Source organism: Glutamicibacter sp. HZAU (assembly GCF_004100365.1).
GTDB classification, from domain to species: Bacteria; Actinomycetota; Actinomycetes; order Actinomycetales; family Micrococcaceae; genus Glutamicibacter; species Glutamicibacter nicotianae.
This window is the reverse complement of record NZ_SCKZ01000001.1, coordinates 1-20088: the sequence shown is the minus strand read 5'-3', so window position 1 is coordinate 20088 and position 20088 is coordinate 1. Positions and strand designations below refer to the sequence as shown.

20 protein-coding genes are annotated in these 20088 nt (G+C 59.7%); 9 read left to right on the top strand and 11 right to left on the bottom strand.

The annotated features are described in order from the left end of the window. Positions 1 to 35: 35 nt before the first annotated feature. The 3 genes from EKH49_RS00100 to EKH49_RS00090 all read right to left on the bottom strand — a co-directional run bounded on the left by EKH49_RS00100 (position 36) and on the right by EKH49_RS00090 (position 1860). Positions 36 to 941 (bottom strand): LysR family transcriptional regulator, encoded by a 906-nt coding sequence (locus EKH49_RS00100; protein WP_038991624.1) that lies wholly within the window; start codon positions 939 to 941, stop codon positions 36 to 38. 46 nt (positions 942 to 987) lie between these two features. Further along, the gene (locus EKH49_RS00095) at positions 988 to 1251 is read right to left on the bottom strand and encodes a hypothetical protein (protein WP_128469118.1); all 264 of its coding nucleotides are present in this window, start codon (positions 1249 to 1251) and stop codon (positions 988 to 990) included. 135 nt (positions 1252 to 1386) lie between these two features. Next, complete coding sequence (locus tag EKH49_RS00090) at positions 1387 to 1860, bottom strand: Lrp/AsnC family transcriptional regulator (RefSeq protein WP_442903490.1); 474 nt, start codon at positions 1858 to 1860, stop codon at positions 1387 to 1389. A 218-nt stretch (positions 1861 to 2078) separates the two neighbouring features. Here EKH49_RS00090 and EKH49_RS00085 point away from each other — a divergent pair, with 218 nt between their 5' ends. Together EKH49_RS00085 and EKH49_RS00080 are read left to right on the top strand one after the other, a co-directional pair. Beyond that, the gene (locus EKH49_RS00085) at positions 2079 to 3344 is read left to right on the top strand and encodes an MFS transporter (protein ID WP_330857390.1); all 1266 of its coding nucleotides are present in this window, start codon (positions 2079 to 2081) and stop codon (positions 3342 to 3344) included. 21 nt (positions 3345 to 3365) lie between these two features. Then, positions 3366 to 3845 carry a hypothetical protein gene (locus EKH49_RS00080; RefSeq protein WP_128469117.1) on the top strand — a complete coding sequence of 160 codons (480 nt, stop codon included), beginning with the start codon at positions 3366 to 3368 and terminating at the stop codon, positions 3843 to 3845. Here EKH49_RS00080 and EKH49_RS00075 read toward each other — a convergent pair. From EKH49_RS00075 to EKH49_RS00065, 3 genes are all read right to left on the bottom strand, one after another. Then, positions 3832 to 4824 (bottom strand): LLM class flavin-dependent oxidoreductase, encoded by a 993-nt coding sequence (locus EKH49_RS00075; RefSeq protein WP_128469116.1) that lies wholly within the window; start codon positions 4822 to 4824, stop codon positions 3832 to 3834. The genes EKH49_RS00080 and EKH49_RS00075 overlap by 14 nt on opposite strands. A gap of 127 nt (positions 4825 to 4951) precedes the next feature. After that, a complete protein-coding gene (locus tag EKH49_RS00070) occupies positions 4952 to 5155 on the bottom strand; it encodes a cold-shock protein (protein WP_013349999.1) in 204 nt (67 codons plus the stop codon). Positions 5156 to 5447: 292 nt separating this feature from the next. Beyond that, positions 5448 to 6965 (bottom strand): MFS transporter, encoded by a 1518-nt coding sequence (locus tag EKH49_RS00065; RefSeq protein WP_128469115.1) that lies wholly within the window; start codon positions 6963 to 6965, stop codon positions 5448 to 5450. Positions 6966 to 7105: 140 nt separating this feature from the next. Between EKH49_RS00065 and EKH49_RS00060 the strand changes: the two genes are divergently transcribed. Both EKH49_RS00060 and EKH49_RS00055 read left to right on the top strand, forming a co-directional pair. Beyond that, positions 7106 to 7660: a TetR/AcrR family transcriptional regulator gene (locus EKH49_RS00060; protein ID WP_128469114.1), complete on the top strand. Its 555-nt coding sequence runs from the start codon at positions 7106 to 7108 to the stop codon at positions 7658 to 7660. 17 nt (positions 7661 to 7677) lie between these two features. After that, positions 7678 to 8934 (top strand): MFS transporter, encoded by a 1257-nt coding sequence (locus EKH49_RS00055; protein WP_128469113.1) that lies wholly within the window; start codon positions 7678 to 7680, stop codon positions 8932 to 8934. Here EKH49_RS00055 and EKH49_RS00050 read toward each other — a convergent pair. Further along, positions 8931 to 9587: a trimeric intracellular cation channel family protein gene (locus EKH49_RS00050; RefSeq protein WP_038991632.1), complete on the bottom strand. Its 657-nt coding sequence runs from the start codon at positions 9585 to 9587 to the stop codon at positions 8931 to 8933. The genes EKH49_RS00055 and EKH49_RS00050 overlap by 4 nt on opposite strands. A 60-nt stretch (positions 9588 to 9647) precedes the next feature. Next, positions 9648 to 10187 carry a DUF1697 domain-containing protein gene (locus EKH49_RS00045; protein WP_128469112.1) on the bottom strand — a complete coding sequence of 180 codons (540 nt, stop codon included), beginning with the start codon at positions 10185 to 10187 and terminating at the stop codon, positions 9648 to 9650. Positions 10188 to 10262: 75 nt separating this feature from the next. On the opposite strand from EKH49_RS00045, the gene EKH49_RS00040 reads away from it, so the two are divergent. Next, the gene (locus EKH49_RS00040; protein ID WP_128469111.1) at positions 10263 to 12212 is read left to right on the top strand and encodes a S9 family peptidase; all 1950 of its coding nucleotides are present in this window, start codon (positions 10263 to 10265) and stop codon (positions 12210 to 12212) included. Here the strand turns inward: EKH49_RS00040 and EKH49_RS00035 are convergent. Then, positions 12209 to 12619, bottom strand: coding sequence for an RNA-binding S4 domain-containing protein (locus EKH49_RS00035; RefSeq protein WP_128469110.1), 411 nt, complete (start codon positions 12617 to 12619; stop codon positions 12209 to 12211). The two genes, EKH49_RS00040 and EKH49_RS00035, sit on opposite strands and share 4 nt — an antisense overlap. A gap of 44 nt (positions 12620 to 12663) precedes the next feature. Further along, positions 12664 to 12957, bottom strand: a complete 294-nt coding sequence (locus EKH49_RS00030) for a hypothetical protein (RefSeq protein ID WP_236640964.1) — start codon at positions 12955 to 12957, stop codon at positions 12664 to 12666. Between the two features lie 135 nt (positions 12958 to 13092). On the opposite strand from EKH49_RS00030, the gene EKH49_RS00025 reads away from it, so the two are divergent. The 3 genes from EKH49_RS00025 (at position 13093) to EKH49_RS00015 (ending at position 16984) form a co-directional block, all read left to right on the top strand. Next, positions 13093 to 15525 carry a Tex family protein gene (locus tag EKH49_RS00025; RefSeq protein ID WP_442903489.1) on the top strand — a complete coding sequence of 811 codons (2433 nt, stop codon included), beginning with the start codon at positions 13093 to 13095 and terminating at the stop codon, positions 15523 to 15525. A 145-nt stretch (positions 15526 to 15670) separates the two neighbouring features. Continuing rightward, positions 15671 to 16171, top strand: coding sequence for a ferritin (locus tag EKH49_RS00020; protein WP_038991642.1), 501 nt, complete (start codon positions 15671 to 15673; stop codon positions 16169 to 16171). A 99-nt stretch (positions 16172 to 16270) separates the two neighbouring features. Beyond that, the gene (locus EKH49_RS00015; protein ID WP_128469107.1) at positions 16271 to 16984 is read left to right on the top strand and encodes an SH3 domain-containing protein; all 714 of its coding nucleotides are present in this window, start codon (positions 16271 to 16273) and stop codon (positions 16982 to 16984) included. 17 nt (positions 16985 to 17001) lie between these two features. Here the strand turns inward: EKH49_RS00015 and EKH49_RS00010 are convergent, their stop codons facing one another. Beyond that, positions 17002 to 17667, bottom strand: a complete 666-nt coding sequence (locus tag EKH49_RS00010) for a response regulator transcription factor (RefSeq protein WP_161567397.1) — start codon at positions 17665 to 17667, stop codon at positions 17002 to 17004. A 363-nt stretch (positions 17668 to 18030) separates the two neighbouring features. On the opposite strand from EKH49_RS00010, the gene EKH49_RS00005 reads away from it, so the two are divergent. Beyond that, the coding region (locus EKH49_RS00005; RefSeq protein ID WP_161567396.1) for a choice-of-anchor G family protein at positions 18031 to 20088 on the top strand (2058 nt) is incomplete at its 3' end.

Genomic DNA, 20088 nt, shown 5'->3' with positions numbered 1-20088 from the left:
TCAGGCGGCCATCGCTGGGGCCGCGGCGCAATGAATTAGCGGGAGAGGACCTGGGCGAGCCGGTCCAAGACCAGTGCCGCCTTCGGCTTCTTCGAATTCTCGGGCTTCAGCGCGAAGATGGAGCGGGCCAGGCGGATCTCGGGTGCATCCACAATGCGGATGCCTTCCGGAGCGTTGGCCATGGCCAGATCGGGGACCAATGCGGCTCCCAGACCCGAAGACACCAGGCTCAGCGACGCATTGAAGTCATCGCAGTAGGCGGCCACCTGCGGGTGGATGTTGTAGGACGAGAACAAGCGGGAAATCAGGGTGGCGTCCGAGGTGCCCGGGTGGTGGAAGATCCATGGCCATTCGGCCAGCTGGTCCACGGTCAGCTGGGAGTCTTCGGCGATTGGCCAGGAGGCCGGGATGACCACGCGGAACTGGTCATCGCCCAGCCAGGTGCGTTCAAGGGACGCCGGCCAGGACAGTCCGCCGGGTCCCACCTGGAAGATCAGTGCGAGGTCGAGGTCGCCGCCGGTGCCAAGGCCCGCGACAGTCTGCTGGGGTTCGCCGATCCACAGGCGCAGGTTGATGCCCAGGGAGGACCAATCCGGGGCCTTGAGAATTTGCGGCAGTGCGTAGGTGGCCAGCGACGGGAAGATGCCTAGCTTGATTTCCTCAAGGTCGGTAGCTTCGGTAGAGATCGTGGCGACGTCTGCCATGAGCGCGTCGAGGTCGGTCAGGACTCGTTTGGCGTGGCGCACCATGCGCAGCGCGCCGGGCGTCGGGGTAATGGAGCGTGCGCCGCGCAGGAACAGCGTGGTTCCGGTGCTCCGCTCCAATGCTGTCATCTGCTGGGAGACAGCGCTGGCCGTGTAGCCCAAGCGGGTTGCGGCCGTGGCAAAGGAACGATGCGCCACCACTTCGAGCAATGTGCGCAGATGAACTGGATTAATCACTTCTAAAGTCTATGGCCTTTAGCCCAAGATTTGCTTAGCCCGCGGACTAGAGTTCGTCCTCAAGATCAACGAGCTCCGAACTTTCCTCGCCCTCGTCTTCTTCTGAGGTGAATTCGTTGTCCAGATCATCCTCGGTTTCCAGATCATCGTCATAGAGGTAGTGGCGTTGTGCCAGCGGGTCGAGATTGCGCATCGTCTCGGGCATGTCGCTGGAGCCCTCGTAAGCCTGCGAATCCCGACCGTCATCGGGTTCGTAGATATCGTTGCCGTACTCCGGCGCAAATTCTGTGGTGTCGAAATCCTTGCTCATTGCGTACTCCTTCGTCGAATACGAGGGATCCGCCGGAAGCCGGGGATTCACCTCGTGACTTCTCGTATTCCCAGAGTAGGACCCGAATACTCGAAACGAAAGACTTGTTTTCTGCAGTGGAAAGTGAATGACTTCCTAGTGGTCATGTTCCGCATAATGTTCCAGCAGGGGAGCGGCGCGGTAGGCCAAATGCGTGTGGAGCGCGAATGTTGTTTCCGAACGGGTGACCCCCTTGATGCGCAGGATCTGGCGCAACGCCGATTGCAGCTGGTGGGTGTCGGTGGCGATGAGCCGCACCCAGACATCGCCGCGTCCGGAGGTCTCATGGATTTCGAGCACGTTGGGGATCTGGCGCAGTGCGGTGATGACCGAATCCAGGTCGCGGTGGTTCACTTCCAGGGTCACAAAGGCCAGGACGTCATAGCCGAGCTTGCTCAAATCGATGTCGCGGCCGCCATCACGCAGGATTTCGGCACGCTGCAACCGGCGCAAGCGCGACTGCGCTGTGTTGCGCGCAACACCGACCTCATCTGCGAGTTCAGAGATCTGGATGCGGGGATCCCTGATCAGCGCGAGCAGCACTTTCAGGTCTACATCATCTAATCGCACTATATGCTCACTCCGGGTCAACTTCGGGGCCAATTTTTTGAACAAACTGCTCAAATTCTAGCAAGAAATATCCCTGGTTGCTTCTGGTGAGCGGATATTAGTGATTGAACGGTCTGTTGCAGTAGACAAACGCAAGCAGAACGCTCAACTCACCGGTGGGGCAGCGAGTGGCCCCACCGGTAAAAACTTTTCCGGGCACCTTTCTTGCCCAATTGGTAGTGGCTACTTTGATTCTGGGAGTGAATTTGTCGGTCATCAGCGAGCTGCGCATGCAGCCCATGAACCATCGGGTCCTCTCCTGGAACCCGGGGCTCACCGCCCGGCTGGTGATCACCGTGGCAGTCAGCTTCCTGCTGCTGGTCGGGGCCAACCTGGCCACCCCGTTGTACCCGGCACTGCAGGCCGAATTGCACCTTGGCGCCATGGGAACCACCGTCGCCTTCGCAAGTTATGTCTGCTCGCTGATGCTCTTCCTTTCCACGGTGGGGCACTGGTCGGATCATATCGGCCGCCGTGCAGCTCTGGTGGTAGCAGTCGTCGTCTCGATCGCCGGTACGCTCGTGTTCGCTTCGGCCAGCAATCTGCTGGAACTGTGCCTTGGCCGTGGTCTGCAGGGCACCGGGGTCGCCTTGGCTACCGGCGCCAGCGCAGCAGCGCTTCGCGAGCTGCTTCCATCCCGGCCAGAGTGGGCCTCGCGCTTCACGTTGCTGGCATCTTCTGGAGGTGTCGCCTTCGGTCCGGTTCTCGGCGGCGCGCTAGCGGATCTGCCCGGTGGACGCCACACAGTGTTTGTGGTGCAGGCATTCTTGCTGCTGCTGGTCTTGATTCCCTTGAGCACACTGCAGGCACGTCCCGCAATCGCACTGGCCGAACGCGGTCAGCGGAGCAAAGCACTGGCCCCACGCCGCTTGGGCATCCCCAGCTCGGCGCGGGAGCAATTCTGGCTCGCTGCCCTGGTCGGTTTCTTGAGCTTTGCCATCTTCGGGTTCGTGCTGTCGTTGGCCCCGGGCTATTTTGCCGGTGCCTTCGGCTTGGAGTCGCTGTTGGCCATCGGCCTGATCGCCGGCCTGCCCTTGGGCATCTCCGCCCTGTCGCAGCTGGTGGTGCGTGGCGGGAAGAGGCTCCTGCCGATTGGACTGGGGCTGATGGCAACCTCCACCGTAGGGTTGGCGGTGGCCGCCGAGCATCGCCAGCTGGCCTGGGCGATCGCTGCCTTGGTGCTCCTTGGCCTGGGCCAGGGCATTGCTTTCCGCACCGCATTCGCCTCCGCTGTTGATGCGGTCAGCGACCAGCAGCACGCCCAGACGGTGTCCACCATCTACCTGGTGACCTACCTGGGCAGTGCTGTTCCGGTCATCGCGTTGGGCTGGGCCGTGGGAGTCTTCGGGCAGCAGCAAAGCATCTTGGTCTTCTCCCTCTTCTGCTCCGCGGTGGCCGCTGCGCTCACGATCTGGGCATGGACTGGACTGCGCCGAGCAAGCTAGGCTCCGGCGTACTGTGGAAGCATGACTAGTTCTCTGCAGACCCCCTCCACGGGCGCCAAGTGGGCTGTAGTCGCACGGATCTACATTCCTGCACTGTGGCTCGGGCTGATTATCGGCATCTCGTTCATTGAGGCGCCACTTAAATTCACCGCACCCGGGATTACCATTCCCTTGGGTTTGGGCATTGGCCGCCGGGTCTTTTTCGCCATGAACATGGTCGAGATCCTGTTCTTCATCGCCCTGTTGGCCGGTTCGCTCAAGCGTGGTGCCGGCAAGGCATGGAGTTGGGGCGTAGGGCTGGTCGGACTGATGCTGCTGCTTAAAACCGCAGCGATCCGCCCTGGACTTTCGGCGCGTACCGATGCGGTACTTGCTGGAAACTCCGATGGCGGATCGCTATGGCACTATGCCTATATTGGCGTCGAGCTCTGCTTGACCCTCGCCCTGATTGCGCTGCTGGTGATGGCAGCAAAGCGCTGGATCGGAATTACTGGGCGATAGCCAGCTGGCAGGCCTCGGCGGTAATCATCACCGAATCCAGCCGGGCCTGCTCCTCGGTGGGGTAATGGATGGTGATCAGCTCATCCGCCTGCGCTGCCGAAGCGAAGTGGCGCAAGTACTCAGCTACCTGCTCCCCGGTGCCCACTGCCGTGTAGCGCATCATGTCCAGGATCTGCTGCGCCTGCGGAGTATCCATGAGCATATCGATCTCCGCTTCGGTGAATTCCTTCTTCGCCGAGCGGCCGATGAAGCTGGCGACCCGATGGCGCTGGGCAACTTCCAGCAGTTCATGCGCGCGCTCGGCAGTTTCCGCGGCCAGGACGCCTACGCCGGCAATGACATACGGTTCAGCTAGCTGCTCTGATGGGGTGAATTCCTCGCGGTAGATGCGGATTGCCTCATGCAACGCCGCAGGTGCGAAATGCGAAGCGAAGGAATATGGCAGACCGAGCTGGGCTGCGAGCTTTGCGCCGAAAAGCGAGGATCCCAAAATGTACAGCGGGACGTTGGTCCCTGCACCCGGGGTGGCTGCCACGGTGGGAACCCGGGATTCGCCGGCCAGGTAAGCCTGCAGTTCCAGCACGTCATGCGGGAAGGAATCTGCGGCCGAGGGATCACGGCGCAAGGCGCGCAAGGTGGTCATGTCGGTGCCCGGGGCGCGGCCCAAGCCCAGGTCGATGCGGTCGCCGTAGATTTCGGCCAGCGTGCCGAACTGCTCGGCGATCACCAGCGGGGAGTGGTTTGGCAGCATGATGCCGCCCGAGCCCAGCCGGATGGTTTCGGTGTGGTGGGCAATGTGGCTGATCAGCAACGAGGTCGCACTGGAAGCGATGGTGGGCATATTGTGATGTTCCGCGTACCAGACGCGTTCATACCCGTGGCGTTCTGCGGTTTGCGCCAGGCGGACGGAGGACTTGAAAGAATCGGAAATCGTTGACCCGGGTGCAACCGGTGCCAGATCCAGGATAGAAAGCTTCACATCCGGTACAACCGCCGATGGCTAGGAAATATTCCTGCAATTTCTGCCGCAGACGCAGGAAACGGCTACCCGCTGTGCGGATAGCCGTTTCCTAGGCTAAGTCTGGCGTAAGTGCCAAAGCCCTGCTTTAGAGAGCGCGAATGTCTGCAGCCTGCAGACCCTTTGGACCCTCAACGACTTCGAACTCCACCTTCTGGCCCTCGTCCAGGGTGCGGAAGCCCTGGGTCTGGATTGCGGAGAAATGTGCGAAGACGTCTGGATCGCCGCTGTCTGGAGCGATGAAGCCGAAGCCCTTTTCAGCGTTGAACCACTTGACGATTCCGGTTGCCATATTCTTATTTGGTCCTTTCAGACGTTTCTCGCCGTTTAGCTGGCGAGCTTGGTTGTAATCTACGCACCGTTCGGCATCCGGGAAGGATTACGAATGATGCGAAGCAGCCAAGTCATTCACTTCACGTCTAGAAGGGGCTCGCGTCAACCGAGGTGGTAAGACATTCACAAACTTCTAACGGGTACTTCGCGAATTACTTTGGAACTACATTGCCTAGCCTACGTGTTTGCTGACGACAAATGAATAACTTTGAACCAATTAATCAAAAATTTGGGTAACTGGTTCGGGGAGTTCATCGAAATGCGGGTTTGATAACGCTGAACACCACTGCTGCAGCGACCAGTGACAAGACTGCGGCGATACCGGAAGTGAGCACCACGCCGTGGTCGAAAGCCAGCGCGGCGGAGTCCAGCAGGGCCTGCGCGTCGGCAGGCTGCAGCGAAGCGGCCACATGGTGTGCACCACCCAATGTCTCACCTGCCAGCTGCGCCTGGGTGTCGGTCAGCGAGCCTGGAACCAGCAGCCGAGAGGTATAGGCGGTATTCAAGATGGTTCCCAGTACCGCGACACCCAGCACCGATCCCACCTCGTAGGCGGTTTCCGAGATGGCCGAGGCCGCGCCGGCCTTGGAGGCTGGAACCGCGGCGAGCACCATGTCATTGGACAAGGTCTCGGTCATGCCGATGCCCGTGCCCAGGACAGCGAATGCGGCCAGCAGCAAGAAGGTGTTGGAGCCTTCTCCTGCCATGATCACCATGAGGTAGGCGACCGCGGAGAGGATCAGGCCAATGGCCATGACATTCGGCGTGCCGAAACGGCGGGACAGTGCCACCGAGAGCAATCCGAAGCCCATGGTCAGCACCAGGCCGGGTGTCATCCAGAGCCCGGCCTGGAGCGGGGAGAACCCTGCAATGAGCTGCAGATGCTGGGAGACGAAGTAGATGAAGCCCACCAGCGAGAAGATGCCGATCAGGTTGACCATCAGCGCGCCCGAGAACAGCGCGTTGCTGAATAGGCGGACATCGAGCATCGGCTGCTGGGACTTGAGCTGGCGGCGCACGAAAGCAACGCCGCACACAATGGCGAGGACGATGGCCGCGGCTGAGAAGTACCATGGCGCGCTGACCGCGGTCTTGATCGCGTAAACGAAAGGCAGCAGGGTGAAGACGACCAGCAGGATCGAGAATGGATCCACACGGCCAGGGTTCGGGTCCTTGGATTCGGGAACAAGGATCATGCCGCCGATCAGCAGGGGAAGCAGCATTGGCACGGCCATCAGGAAGACCGAGCCCCACCAGAAGTGCTCCAGCAGCACGCCGCCGACAATTGGGCCCAGCACTGCGCCGCCGGAGAATGCAGCCGCCCAGACCGCAATGGCGGTGCGGCGTTCAACATCATCCGGGAAGATGTTTCGGATCAGCGACAGCGTGGCCGGCATCAGCATGGCGCCGAAGATGCCCAGCATGGCGCGGGCTGCGACCAACTGTGTGGCGTCCGTGGCGAAGGCTGCTAGTGCCGAGACCAGCGCGAAGCCGGTAGCGCCGATCAGCAGCAGCTTGCGCCGGCCGATGCGGTCGCCCAGCGAACCCATCGGCACCAGCAATCCGGCCAGGATCAGCGGGTAGATGTCGATGATCCACAGCAGCTGGTTTCCGGTTGGGGACAGCGCTTCGGTGATTGCCGGCACCGCGAAGGAAAGCACGGTGTTGTCGACGGAAATCAGCAGGACGGGGAACAGCAGGACAACCAGCGCCGCCCAACGGCGCGGCTTGCTGAGCATGAGTGCGCGTTCGGAGATATTCGAGGTCATGACGTTCGCCCTTGGGTAGGAATAGGAAGTGGAATGCGCGGTTCTCTGCCGCAATTAATAACTGTACCGTCTAGACGGTATAGTTACAATTGTTGGTAAAGTCAGATCGATCACGAACTATGCCCTGGAAAAGGAGAACTATGGCTCGCCCACCCGCTGCCCGCGGCAAAGTGCTTGACGCCTACATCGCACTATTGTGCGAAGAAGGGGAGCGGGCTGCCACGCTGGACGCCACGGCCGCACGCGCTGGAGTCTCCAAGGGAGGGCTGCTGTACCACTTCGCCTCCAAGGAAGCCTTGGCCGACGCAGTCATCGAAGCCGCGGAGGGGCATGTTGCCCGGGATGCGGAGTCGATGCGCACCGCGGCGGAGGGCGCGTCGGTTTATTACGTGCGCACCAGCGCGGAAGTCGATACCGAACTGGACCGGCATCTGGTGGCCCTGCAGCGCCTGGCCCAGGCCGGGGTCAAGGCGGCGACGGAGAAAATCGAGAGCACCAATGAGCGGTGGTACCGGTGCATTCTGGATGAAGTCGGCAGCAAGGACATCGCGCATCTGGTGATGCTTGCCGGCGAGGGGCTCTACGCAAACCTGGCCCTGCCCGGGACTTGGTACGAGCGCAATTTTGATGGTGAGCTCGATCGCTTACTAGAGTTGGTTTCGAAAATAAAAAAGTTGGGAAACCTCAACGAATAGCGAGCAGGTAGAAAACAATGAAGAACCAGAGCGTTGCTTCTCCAAACAGAGGACGAGTTGGAGCGCTGCTTGGCATCCTGCTGCTGGCGCTCTCGCTCCGCGCCGCAGTGGTCTCCGTATCCCCACTGCTCTCCCGCATTGAGTCGGACATCGAATTCACGGAGTTCACCACCGGCTTGCTGGCCATGCTCGCACCCATTGCGTTCGCGGTCTTCGGGTTGCTCACCCCGCGGCTGATTAAGGCGTTCGGTCTGGAAAAAACCCTGATGATCTCGCTGGCATTGGCAGTCATCGGCCAGGTCGCCCGGGTCTTCATGCCCGAGGTCTACTCCTTCCTCGCCCTGTCGATCATCACCTTGGCCGGCTACGGCATGGGTAACGTGGTGCTGCCGCCATTGGTCAAGAAGTACTTCCCGGACCGCATCGGCATGGTCACCAGCGGCTATGTCACGATGCTGGCCGTCGGCACCTGGATGGCCCCGCAGTTCTCTGTCCCGCTGGCCAACCTCAGCGACTGGAAGGTGTCCATCGGCTCCTGGGCCGCCCTGTCTGGCATCGTCCTGGTGCCCTGGCTGGTGCAGCTTTTCGCCGACCGCGGGACGCAACGCCCGGATAACCCGGTGCACCCCAGCGGGATCGCGCAGCCGATCGCCAAGATCAACCCCTGGAAGTCCAAGGTGGCATGGGGCCTGGCAATTTTCCTGGCCGGAAACTCGGCACAGACCTACGTCTACTTCACCTGGCTTCCGCCGTACCTGCAGGACCGCGGCCTGGACGAACTGGCCGCCGGCAACATGCTCGCGCTCTTCGCCATCCTAGGCCTGCCGGTCAGCCTCCTGGTCCCGCTCTGGGTGCCACGCCTGAAGCACCCGATCATTGCAGTGCTGGTCTTCACCGCCTGCTGGATCTCCGGGCACCTGGGCATCTACCTGTCGCCAACGCAGAACACGGCGCTGTGGATCTGCCTGGCCGGGCTCGGGCAGGGCACCTTTGCCGTCGCCTTGCTGATGATGAATCTGCGCTCGCGCACCACCTACGGCTCGGGGGTGCTCTCCGGTTTCGCCCAGGGCCTGGGCTACGCAGGCGCCGCAGTGGTTCCGATGCTCTTCGGCGTGGTGCAGAAGGCCACCGATTCGTGGGGAGCCGCCTTCTCCATGCTGGGCGGCTGCGTCGTGGTGATGCTGATCGGTGCGATCATCATCAACCCTCCGCGCACCATCGAAGACGATTCGCCAGGCACCGAAGAGCTGGGCAAGCTCGAGCGCATCGACTAGTAGTGGCGCTGGGGGCCATCGTTGCTCCCAGGCGCGGGATGGGATCGATGCCAATGGCCCGCGGCCAACGGCACCGACCAGCTGAAGCGGATGGACGCGACGCGGATGGCAAACGCCAAGGCGGCAATGCCCGCACCGACGGGAACGTTCATCACACCCAGATGCCATGCCACGGCGGTAAGCGCCGCACCCACCATGGCGGCCAGCGCATAGATGTCGCGCGGGTTGAACAAATCCGGGGTCACATTGGAGATGACATCGCGCATCAAGCCGCCGCCCACGCTGGTGATGACACCGAGCAGGACCGCGGTGACCGGATTGAAGTCGTTTTCAAGGGCCTTGAGCGTACCGGTGACGCAGAATAGGCCCAATCCTGCCGCATCGAAGAGCTGGACCAGCCGGTGCAGCTTCTGCACCGCGGGGGTAAATGCATAAACGCAAAGGGCAGCGAGCACCGGAGGCACAAAGTAGACCGGGTGCTCGAACGTCGCTGGTGATTGATTGAGAATCAAATCCCGCACCACTCCGCCGCCCAAGCCGCAGACTCCGCCGAGGAAGGCCGAGCCGAGCAGGTCGAAGCCGCGGCGCGCAGCCATCAAGGAACCCGCGACGGCGAAGAAGAAGATGCCAATGAGTTCGATCAGGATGTACATTCCGGAGCCTTTTGCAGGTCAATCAGGGGGACAAGGCTCAATTATTGCTCACCGGAGATCTCAGCCAAGAATCTTTGCGACCTTGACCAGGGTGTTGTGGTTCCGGGTCGTCACCAGCCGGTGCTTCGCCTGGGCGTCCATGAGCTTCCCGATGGGATTCGTGGTGCTCTGCCCCTTGCGGACAATCCACGCCACGGCACGGTCCTGGACCAGATGGGTTGCGGGCTCAGCCAGGTCCTGGATGGCAGCGCCCAACGCCTGGGCATCCGCAGCTGATTCGCAGAGCGTGAAATACCCGTGGTGCTCGCTGGCCGGTTCAGGCAGGGGCAGCGGGAAAGGCTGGGACAGCCGCTGGACCTCCTTGACGGTGCAGACAATCGTGGGAATCGGTCGCTGGTAGTACTCGGCCAGGACCGCATCGCATTTTTTCTTGACGGCCAGCGGGTCATCGGTGCGTGCGCTGAGCACGGCATTGCCACTGGCCAATAGTGTTTTCACGTCGGTGAAACCAGCATCTTCTAGCAGATGGACCAGGTCTTTCATCAGGACTTTGACCCCGCCGACGTTCACACCACGCAGGAAAACTGCATATCTCGTCATGGATCAATCCAAGCGCACCGAATTGATGCTTGTCGAGGGTCGTGATGAATCGCAAAGATCGCTAGGATCAAGAATATGCCTACGCACTTGCCCTTTGGATCCTGGCCATCATCGATTTCCGCGCATGACGTTGCAGCAGGAACCAAGCCACTGGGCGGTGCCTGCTTCTACGGGGACAAGCTGATTGTCCAAGAAGGCCGTCCCGCCGAGGGCGGGCGCATCACCCTTATGGAATACGGCACCGACGGCACGCCCGGCGCAGAACTCATCCAGGCCCCGTACAACGTGCGCTCCCGAGTCCACGAATACGGCGGCGCCAGCTGGATGCTCATTGAAGGCAGCACGCCGGCCATTGTCTTCGTGAACTTCGCTGACCAGCGGGTGTACTCCCAAGCCGCAGGCACGCACAACCCGACGGCACTGACTCCGGCTAGCGGCAACGGCGCAGATCCGCAGCTGAGATTCGCAGAATTCACCGAAGGCCCGGAAGATTCCATCCTGGCCATCATGGAAGACCTGCGAGCAGAACCGGTACGCCATATCGTGCAAATCCCGCTGGACGGCAGCGCCGCCGAGGACCTGGACAAGATCCGCCTGCTCAGCGGCCCGGCACGATTTGTCGCAGCGCCTCGGATGAATCCAGCTGGAACGCGGTTGTCCTGGATCAGCTGGGAACACCCGAATATGCCGTGGGACTCCACCGAACTGCACCTGGCCGATTTCGCTGGCGAAGGCGAACTCAAGGACACTGTCATTGCTGGTGGAGCAGATATCTCGGTCATGCAGCCAGAGTGGCTTGATGATGACCAGTTGGCCTTCATCTCCGATGCCAGCGGCTGGTGGAACCCTTACCTCTACCAGGACAGCTCGGCGCGCATCACCCGGCTGGTTGACCGTCCCGCAGAATTCGCTGGCCCGCTCTGGCAGGTAGGTACCGGGTGGTACCTGGCAGAAAGCGCCCGCACCATGCTCTGCTCCTACGGCACCGGCACCACCAGACTGGCACGTCTGCACGCGGATACCGGTGGACTGGAGGATTTCGACCTGCCGTTTACCCGCATCCGCCCCTTCGCTGTGCGTGAGGGCTGGCTGCTCGCCGGCACGTCATCGATGACCCAGGGCGAAGAGATTACCTTGATCAACCTCGATACGCTGGAGCATCACGCGGTGACCCGTGCGATCGCCCAGCTGCCGGACCCAGCGATGCTTCCAGACGTCGAGGAATTCGAGTGCAAGAACCTCGCGGGACAATCCGTCCATGCCCTGCTCTACCGGCCATCCCAGGAAGGCTATGCAGGAATGGAGGGCGAATTGCCGCCATTCGTCACCTTCGTGCACGGCGGGCCGACCAGCCAGGCTTCGCCGACGCTCAGCGCCACGGTGGCCTACTACACCTCGCGCGGAATCGGCGTCGTTGACGTGAACTATGGCGGCTCCACCGGCTACGGTCGTGAATACCGCAACCGCCTGCGCGGTGCCTGGGGCGTGGTCGATGTGGCCGATACTGTCGCCGTGGTCAATGCGCTGGTGGCGCAGGGTATCGCCGACCCCGCACGCATCGGCATCGAAGGCGGCAGCGCTGGCGGGTGGACCGTGCTGTGCGCACTGACCTTCTCGGATGCCTTCACCGCAGGCATCAGCCGCTACGGAGTCTCGGATCTGGTGGGCCTGGTGCAGGACACCCACGACTTCGAATCCCAGTACATGTTCTCGCTGGTGGGACCGTACCCTCAAGCCGCTGAACTGTATGAAAAGCGCGCGCCAATCAACCACGTGTCCAAGATTTCCTGCCCGGTACTGCTGCTGCAGGGCGATGAAGACAAGGTGGTGCCGCCGGCGCAGTCGCAGGTGGTGGCAGACGCGCTCGCCGAACGCGGCATCGACCATGCCTACATCCTCTTTGAAGGGGAACAGCACGGTTTCAGGAAGTCGGAGAACATCATCAAGGCGTTGGAAAGCTCCCTGGCTTTCTACGCGCAGATCTTCCGATTCACCACCGACGTTCCGGCGATTGAACTGTCCTAGGACAGATCAGAACCTGGCTCGGGGGCCTGCCAGGAATCCCGCAAGCGATCCATTTCGCGGCGGTCCTTCTTGGTGGGCCGGCCGGCGCCACGCTCGCGAATCGGAACCTGGGGAATGACCAGGCGCTCGCGGGGCGGGGTGTGGTCGATGTAGCATCTGGCGGCAACTGGCGCGCCAACACGCTTCGAGATCAGCCCGCTGACTTCGAGATCGCGGTCGAAACCGTCTTTGCGTACACGGATGCGATCACCGGAAACCACAGCTTGCGAGGCCTTCACCGGGTCGCCGTTCAAGCGGACATGCCCGGCGCGGCAGGCAGTGGTCGCAGCCGAACGGGTCTTGTAGATGCGCACCGCCCACAGCCATGCATCGAGACGTACTTTGCCGCTTGTTGGAATTTCGACCATGAGAAAAGTCTAGATCAGCCGATACTTGGTGCGTCCAACGGCGGCTAGTTGGAAATTGTCGCTTCGTCGCAAATCTCGACCAGTCGCTGCTGCAGGGCTTCAGGTGCCTGGTCTCCGGAGTTCGCCAGTTCTTGGAGCACATCAACCAATTCCTGTGGCAGGCCGCCGCCTTGAACTGATTTCACTATGGATGAGAGGACGCGAAGTTCGCTTGCGTCGATCGTGCCGTCCTGGACGGGAGCGCAGGCCTGGCGCACGATTTCCTTGGACGCGGCATCAGTCAGCTGGTTGGCTGCATCGGCCGCAGTGTCCTCGACAAATGCGCATCCGCTGCTCAAAAGCGCAATGCTTGAAATAGCAATTAGCGCCGCTGACTTTCGAACTTTCACAATCCCCATAACAACAAATCATAGCTACGGAGATTGAGTTTCTGCTGAATGCCAACCGAGTCGATCATCAGAAGATCGGACCGCATGATGCACAATGGATCGGTGACTAGCGAGCAGAAGAACACCGCAAAAGACAGCGCGACCGGGCAGCACATCATTGCCCAACTGGCCCGGGAACTTTCCAGCGAATCCGCTGTGGCACCATGGCAGATCAAGGCAGCGATCGAACTCTTGGACTCCGGATCAACGGTTCCCTTTATTGCCCGCTACCGCAAGGAAGTCACCGGCATGCTCAGCGATAGCCAGCTGCGTTTGCTCGAAGAACGTCTGCGGTACCTGCGCGAGCTGGAGGACCGCCGAGCGGCTGTCCTTGAAGCCATTGCCGAATCCGGAAAGCTGACAGACCAGCTGGCCCAGGCCATTCGTGAGGCTGGCACCAAGGCGGAGCTCGAAGACCTCTACCTGCCATTCAAGTCAAAGCGCCGCACAAAAGCCCAGATTGCCCGCGAAGCCGGATTGGAACCCCTGGCTGATCTGCTGCTCTCTGATCCATCGACGGATCCGGTGCAGGCGGCTGCCGGCTACCTGAACCCGGAGGCAGGTTTTGCCACCGTTGCAGATGTGCTCTCCGGCGCGCGTTCCATCGTGACCGAGCGGGTATCCCAAGACGTTGTTCTCGCTGGGGAATTGCGCGAACGCCTGTGGAAGACCGGAAAGATCGGTGCCAGCGTCGCCGCCGGCGCGACCGCAGAAGGCCAGGGGAAGTACTCCGATTACCTGGACTACGTGGCAGATCTTGATCGCTTGCCCTCGCACCGGGTCCTTGCCCTGCTGCGCGGCGAACGCGAAGGGGTGCTGAATCTGCAGCTTGCCGAAGCTGACCCACGAGATGAACAGGCTTTGGCCGACGCCCGCGGCAATTACGAGAACGCCATTGCTGCGTCCCTGGGGCTGAATGTTCCTGGCGATGCACCTGCCGCCAAATGGATTGCGCAGACCGTTCGGTTGGCGTGGAAGGCCCGCCTGCTGACCCGTTTCGAATCCGACCTGCGTTCGCGATTGTTCGAAGCCGCCGAAGATGAATCGGTGAAGATCTTCGCGGCGAACCTGCGCGACGTCTTGCTGGCTGCGCCGGCTGGCAACAAGGCCGTGCTGGGCTTGGACCCAGGCCTGCGCACCGGTGTGAAGGTTGCCGTGGTGGACCTGACCGGCAAGTCGGTGGAAACGACGACGATCTATCCGCACGCACCAGCCAATAGGTGGAATGAATCCATCGCAGTGCTGGCTAATCTGGCAAAGAAGCATGGCACGACGCTGATTGCGGTGGGCAATGGCACGGCCGGGCGTGAAACGGACCGACTGGCGGCTGAAGTCATCAAGGCGCTGGGCGGCGAGGGCATCAGCAAGGTCATCGTTTCGGAAGCTGGCGCTTCGGTGTACTCGGCCTCGGAACTGGCCAGCCAGGAACTGCCGGATATGGATGTGTCGCTGCGTGGCGCGGTATCGATTGCCCGCCGCTTGCAGGACCCGCTGGCCGAGCTGGTGAAGATCGATCCGAAGTCCATCGGCGTGGGGCAATACCAGCATGATGTCACTGCCTCGAAGCTGGACCGCGCGCTGGATGCGGTGGTCGAGGACTGCGTGAATGCCGTGGGCGTCGATGTGAATACCGCATCTCCGTCGCTGCTGGCCCGTGTGGCCGGCGTGGGACCGCTGCTCAGCCGCAACATCGTGGATCATCGCAACGCCAACGGACCTTTCGCCACCCGCAAGGATTTGCTGAAGGTGCCCCGTCTGGGAACCAAGGCTTTCGAGCAGTGCGCGGGATTCCTGCGCATTACCGGAGGCAAGGAGAAGCTCGACGCTTCCTCGGTGCATCCTGAAGCCTACGCGTTGGCCAAGACCCTGCAGGCCAGCGCCGAGGCCCAGGGCCGCCGGCTTGAGGAGCTGAACCCGCAGGACTTCGCCACTGAGCAGTTTGGCGAGCCAACCATTCGCGACGTGATCGCCGAGCTGCGCCGGCCTGCCCGTGACCCGCGCGGTGAGTTCGTGACGGCTACGCTGAAAGAAGGCGTGGAGACCATCAAGGATGTGAAGCCGGGGATGATCATGGAAGGCACAGTCTCCAATGTCGCGGCTTTCGGTGCGTTCGTGGATCTCGGTGTCCATCAGGACGGCCTGATTCACGTCTCGGCAATGAGCAACAAGTTCATTTCGGATCCTCGCGAGGTCGTCAGCTCCGGCCAGATTGTCAAGGTCAAGGTGCTGGACGTAGACGTTGTGCGCAAGCGCATCTCGCTGACCCTGCGCCTGGACGATGAACTGCCCGCGGCCGGGGAAACAGCCAAGGGCTCCGGACCGCGCGAGCGGAAGGGACCGGGGGCTGGCGGTTCGGCACGACCAAGCCAGAATCGGAATGGGCAGAATCGCAATGCCCGGTCCGCCCAGGGAAAACCTGCTGCACCGGGCAACACAGCGATGGCTGAGGCACTGCGTCGGGCAGGGTTGGGCAAGTAGATTGCGAGCGGTTCGGTTGGCCTAACCTAGGTTAGTATCGGCTATGTTAACTTGATCCCAACTTGGGATGATTCCCTAATTCAGGTTGGACTAAGTGAGTCCAAACTTCGGTGACAAGGCGCTTGTGCAGGGTTATTCTGGTGGCATGGAACTTACAGGAAAACTGGCAGAAGCCTTCAGCACCCAGGTAACTCTCGAACTAACCGCAGCCACGGTTTACCGTCAGCTGGCAGTTGAAATGGACGTTTTGAGCCTCCCAGGCATTGCTGGTTGGTTCCGCGCCCAGGCTGGCGAGGAAATCGTGCACGCGGAAAAGTTCATGACCCACATGACCGACCGTTCGGCACACCCGAAGATTGGCGAGCAGCCTGCACCGACCGTGAACGTGAACAGCGTTGCCGACGCGTTCGCTGCCTCGTTGGCGCACGAGCAGAAGGTCTCCGAAGCAATCCGCGAGCTGTACCGCTTGGCACAGACCGAGGGAGACATCGACTCCATGCCGCTGCTGCACTGGTTCATCGACGAGCAGGTGGAAGAGGAAGCCACCGTTAGCGAAATCCTGGACCGCGTCAAGATGATCGGCAACGACGGAAGCGGCCTGCTGCGACTGGACGCAGAGCTCGGCTCGCGCTCTTCCGCATCCTAAGAGGTTGCGAAGCACGCATCTTCTAAATATGGAATAAACTTAGGGAAGCAACCGGTGGTTGCTTCCCTAAGTTTTTCAGTTGAGGTGGTCGTGAACCAGGTGGGCTTTCCACATCAGTCGGCGCGGACGTCGTCCGTTGCCAATACCCACCGGACGACTGCCTCGCTCAAGCTGCGCAAGGGCGCCGGCCGCCACTATGTAGTGCAAAGCCATCTGGAGCAAGGCACCGAGCTGGTGCTGATCGAGGTCAAGGGCTCGTGGGCGCACGTTCTCGTGCACCATACGTATGGTTGGTTGCCGAATATCTATCTTGAACCGATTCCAGCGGTATTCGACGAGCCGGCGGTTACAGAAGACGATGACGAACTGGCCGAGCCGGTTCTTTCACGTTATTCATTGATCGAAGCCACCCATATGACGACAGCTACGTTGAATCTGCGCAAGGGCGGCGGCACCGGTTATCCGGTACTCAAGGTCATTGACCAGGGATCCAAGGTCCGCTCGATGCTCCAGCAGGGCCTATGGTCCCAAGTGCAGTGCGGCAAATTGCTCGGCTGGGTTCCAAGCATGTACTTGCAGGAGATTCCAACGCGTCCAGCCAAAGGCGGATTGATTGCCGTTCCCAACCAGCGTGCGCTGACCACCATTGGCTTGAACGCGCGTCGCGGTCCTGGCGATCACTATTCGTTGGCGCGAATCCTGCCTGCAGATACTGCAGTTGTCATTGTGGCCCGACAGGGCGCGTGGCGGCGGATCGACCGTGACGGCGAAGAAATGTGGATCCCTGCCAGCCAGCTGCGTACGGTGTACTAACGGTCCGGGCGATACCGTTAGGCGATTTGCAGGTCTGCCGAGGACACCAATCCGGTTTCTGTGGCAATGACCGCAAGCTGCACCCTATTGGTCACCTCAAGTTCCTCCATGATGCGAGCCAAATGGAGCTTGACTGATCCTTCGGAAATGTGCGCGATGCGCGCGATCTGAGAATTCGTCATCCCCGCAGCTACCAGGCGCGTTAGGCTGCGATCACGTTCGCTGAGATTGCTTATGGCAGCTTGCTGCGTGGCTCGGCGCACAATGCGCGTTGGCGGCTCCCAGCCATCCTCGGGTTCAGCGAAAAGCTGGTATCCAGCGGTGAGCATACGCAAGGCGCTAGGCAATTCCGAGCTGATGGAGCTTTTTGAAAGCAGTGCTGCGCTGCCAGCATCGTAGGCCTTGAAGATCTCGTCCCTCCGGTATCGGGTAGCCAAAACGACAATCTTGGTAGTTGGTGTCTTTTCCGAAATTTCGCGGATCGAACTGAGCAAATCTGTCCCGTTCAGGGATGATTCCAGAATGACAATGTCTGGCTTCAGCTCGGTTGCCGCTTGAACTGCTTCGGTCATGGAGTCCGAAACGTGTTCGATCTGCATGTCATTAGCGTCAGACAAGACGCCAGCAATTCCGGCCCTTGAAAAATGGTCACTATCAGCCAAGTGAATACGCATTTGCTCCATACAAGAATCCTCAGTTCTGAAAACCGTCGTTATCCTGCCCGGCATGATCAACTCATCCAGACGTGACGTGAGCTAGCCGGTGAAGCCCAGTCTATGGCCAACCAGTCCAATTCCTTGACTTGACAGATCGAATTACTAGGTTTTAGTCCTATTGTTACTTTCCATTCGGATAAATTGTCAGGTGAAAGCCTAATAAAACCTCAATTCCTCAACTCGTGAGAAATTGAATTACTTATCAGTATTACCTTCAAGCTAATGATTTTGGCCGAACGGATAATAATTTTGACCTGAGTATGCAAAGAAATGGCTGAAAGAAACCTGTGAGGATGAGTTGATCCACCGTAGGGTCAAATGGGGGCTTTTATGAGTTTCCTGATCACAACCATCTTTTGGAGGATAGTGGTGCAAGCAAACAATTTGCCACCTAAGAATAGTAAGAAGCCGCGTGCAGTACGCCGGGTTCTTGCCGGTGCAGTCGTTGCCAGCCTTTTCGTGGCTCCAACCGTAACTGCCGCGTACGCGGCACCTACTGATGGCTCTGAAGCGCTGGGGCGAGTACTGGATCTGAACTTGCTTGATATTCCTGTTGCTGACGCTGCTTTTGCCTATGCGGGTAACCCAAGTTCGCCGGGCCCAGTTCATAGCCCACTAGCCGTTGAAGCTTTGGATGCACTGACGCTTAACCTGGGTACCGGACTAAGCGCGTTGCCATTGATCAATGGCAACGGCAACGGACTTCTGACCTTGGGCGATGCTGGGGTTCTAAATTCATATGCCGAGACCCCGAGCGATACTATTGCGAAGGCCGGCGCAGGTGTAGTCAGTTCCGATGGAACTATCGGACTCGACGATATTACATCTGGCGAAATGTTCGCTAACGTCGATTTGACTCGGCTGCTTGACCAACTTCAGGTTAGTGGACTTACCGACAACCTTATTGACGAAGCATCGCTGGAAATTGGCGCACTGGGTTCCAAGGCGGAAAAAACTAATGGAACTTTGTCGACAGACTACGTAGTTGCAGGAGCTACAGCCACCGTTAGCAGTCCTGCAATCGAAGAGCTGACCAACTCCCTTGGATCGGTTGTTGATGGTCTCGGAACAACTCTGAACACCACCCTCTCGACTGAAGGTGCGCTGGGGACTATTATTTCGCAGCTGGAAGATATCTCGATTCCACTCGGAATTACGACATTAGGCGTAACAGGAGCCAATGTTGGCCTTGACGGGTTGGATGACGCTCTCGGGAAAGTAAAGACTGACGTTCTCACTGGTGTAATCAGCACTAATACCGGGCTCGTGTCCATTGATTTGGGAACAGGCGACGTTACTGTCGATCTGGCAAAAATCACGACGGGTGGCCTGAATGACAAGACTCCGAACTATGAAGTTCTGACCCCCGAAGCCGTCCAGGATATCGCCGAGGAAGTCACCTTGGCGTTGTCGAATCTGATTACGGATCTGCGCGATAAAGTAAACGCTGCGTTGGACGAAATCGACATCGTAGTAAATCTTGGTGTGAATCTTGGAGCAGTAAGAGGCACCGCAGATATCACGGGTAGTGTCGCAAGTTTCTTGGGCCTGGTTGAGACTGAGCCGACCACGGTCATTGATCTAGATCTCTTGGGTATCCCTTTGGGCGATGTGGTAACTCCACTGCTTGAAGACGTGACCGGGATTGTTGGGGGCGCAGTTGGTACTGCGCTCAACCCCGTTATTGACGGACTTGATGGCACCATTACCGGACTCGTAAACGGTGTGACTCAACCACTGCAACCAGTTTTTGCAGAAGTTCTGAACGAAATCGTTGAGATTACTGTTAATGAACAGGGAACCACCGTTATTGACGATCCGAACAGCGAGACTGACTCGACTGAACAAGGCGATTTCGTTACTGCTCTATCAGTGGAGCTACTTCCGTCGATGGGAGAAGCCGCTAACAAGGTTTCGTTTGCAAAATCCGAAGTTCGGGCTGCCGTTGAAGCTCCTGTGGTCATCGAAACTCCTTTCGAGGGACAAGAGTTCTCCGAAGGCGGCACAGTTGTTGTAGCAGGTTCAGCCGAACCAGGTGCGACCTTAACAGTAACGCTCGATGGAGACGTCGCCACTTCCCAAGAAGTAGTCGTTGGCGAGGACGGCAAATGGAGCACATCGTTTGAAGGCTTGGCCGTCGGTTCTCACACCGCTGTTGCAACAGACGGCGATGCCGACGATGAGTCCACAGACGAGGTTACGTTCAACATTTTGGTCTCCAATACTAATGAGAATACGGCGGACAACACCGAGGTAAATACGGCGGATAACACCGACGTGAACACTGCGGATAACGCTGATGCGAACACCGATGCCAATACGGATGCGAATACTGACGCGAATACCGATGCGAACACGGACGTGAACACTGCGGATAACGCTGATGCG

Excerpts from the sequence above, each read along its gene's own strand:
- EKH49_RS00040 (WP_128469111.1), top strand. The coding sequence starts at position 10,263 with ATGCCTACGCACTTGCCCTTTGGATCCTGGCCATCATCGATTTCCGCG.
- EKH49_RS00020 (WP_038991642.1), top strand. The coding sequence starts at position 15,671 with ATGGAACTTACAGGAAAACTGGCAGAAGCCTTCAGCACCCAGGTAACT.
- EKH49_RS00060 (WP_128469114.1), top strand. The coding sequence starts at position 7,106 with ATGGCTCGCCCACCCGCTGCCCGCGGCAAAGTGCTTGACGCCTACATC.
- EKH49_RS00095 (WP_128469118.1), bottom strand. The coding sequence starts at position 1,251 with ATGAGCAAGGATTTCGACACCACAGAATTTGCGCCGGAGTACGGCAAC.
- EKH49_RS00065 (WP_128469115.1), bottom strand. The coding sequence starts at position 6,965 with ATGACCTCGAATATCTCCGAACGCGCACTCATGCTCAGCAAGCCGCGC.
- EKH49_RS00035 (WP_128469110.1), bottom strand. The coding sequence starts at position 12,619 with ATGGTCGAAATTCCAACAAGCGGCAAAGTACGTCTCGATGCATGGCTG.
- EKH49_RS00050 (WP_038991632.1), bottom strand. The coding sequence starts at position 9,587 with ATGTACATCCTGATCGAACTCATTGGCATCTTCTTCTTCGCCGTCGCG.
- EKH49_RS00010 (WP_161567397.1), bottom strand. The coding sequence starts at position 17,667 with ATGGAGCAAATGCGTATTCACTTGGCTGATAGTGACCATTTTTCAAGG.
- EKH49_RS00080 (WP_128469117.1), top strand. The coding sequence starts at position 3,366 with ATGACTAGTTCTCTGCAGACCCCCTCCACGGGCGCCAAGTGGGCTGTA.
- EKH49_RS00025 (WP_442903489.1), top strand. The coding sequence starts at position 13,093 with ATGATGCACAATGGATCGGTGACTAGCGAGCAGAAGAACACCGCAAAA.
- EKH49_RS00070 (WP_013349999.1), bottom strand. The coding sequence starts at position 5,155 with ATGGCAACCGGAATCGTCAAGTGGTTCAACGCTGAAAAGGGCTTCGGC.
- EKH49_RS00055 (WP_128469113.1), top strand. The coding sequence starts at position 7,678 with ATGAAGAACCAGAGCGTTGCTTCTCCAAACAGAGGACGAGTTGGAGCG.
- EKH49_RS00045 (WP_128469112.1), bottom strand. The coding sequence starts at position 10,187 with ATGACGAGATATGCAGTTTTCCTGCGTGGTGTGAACGTCGGCGGGGTC.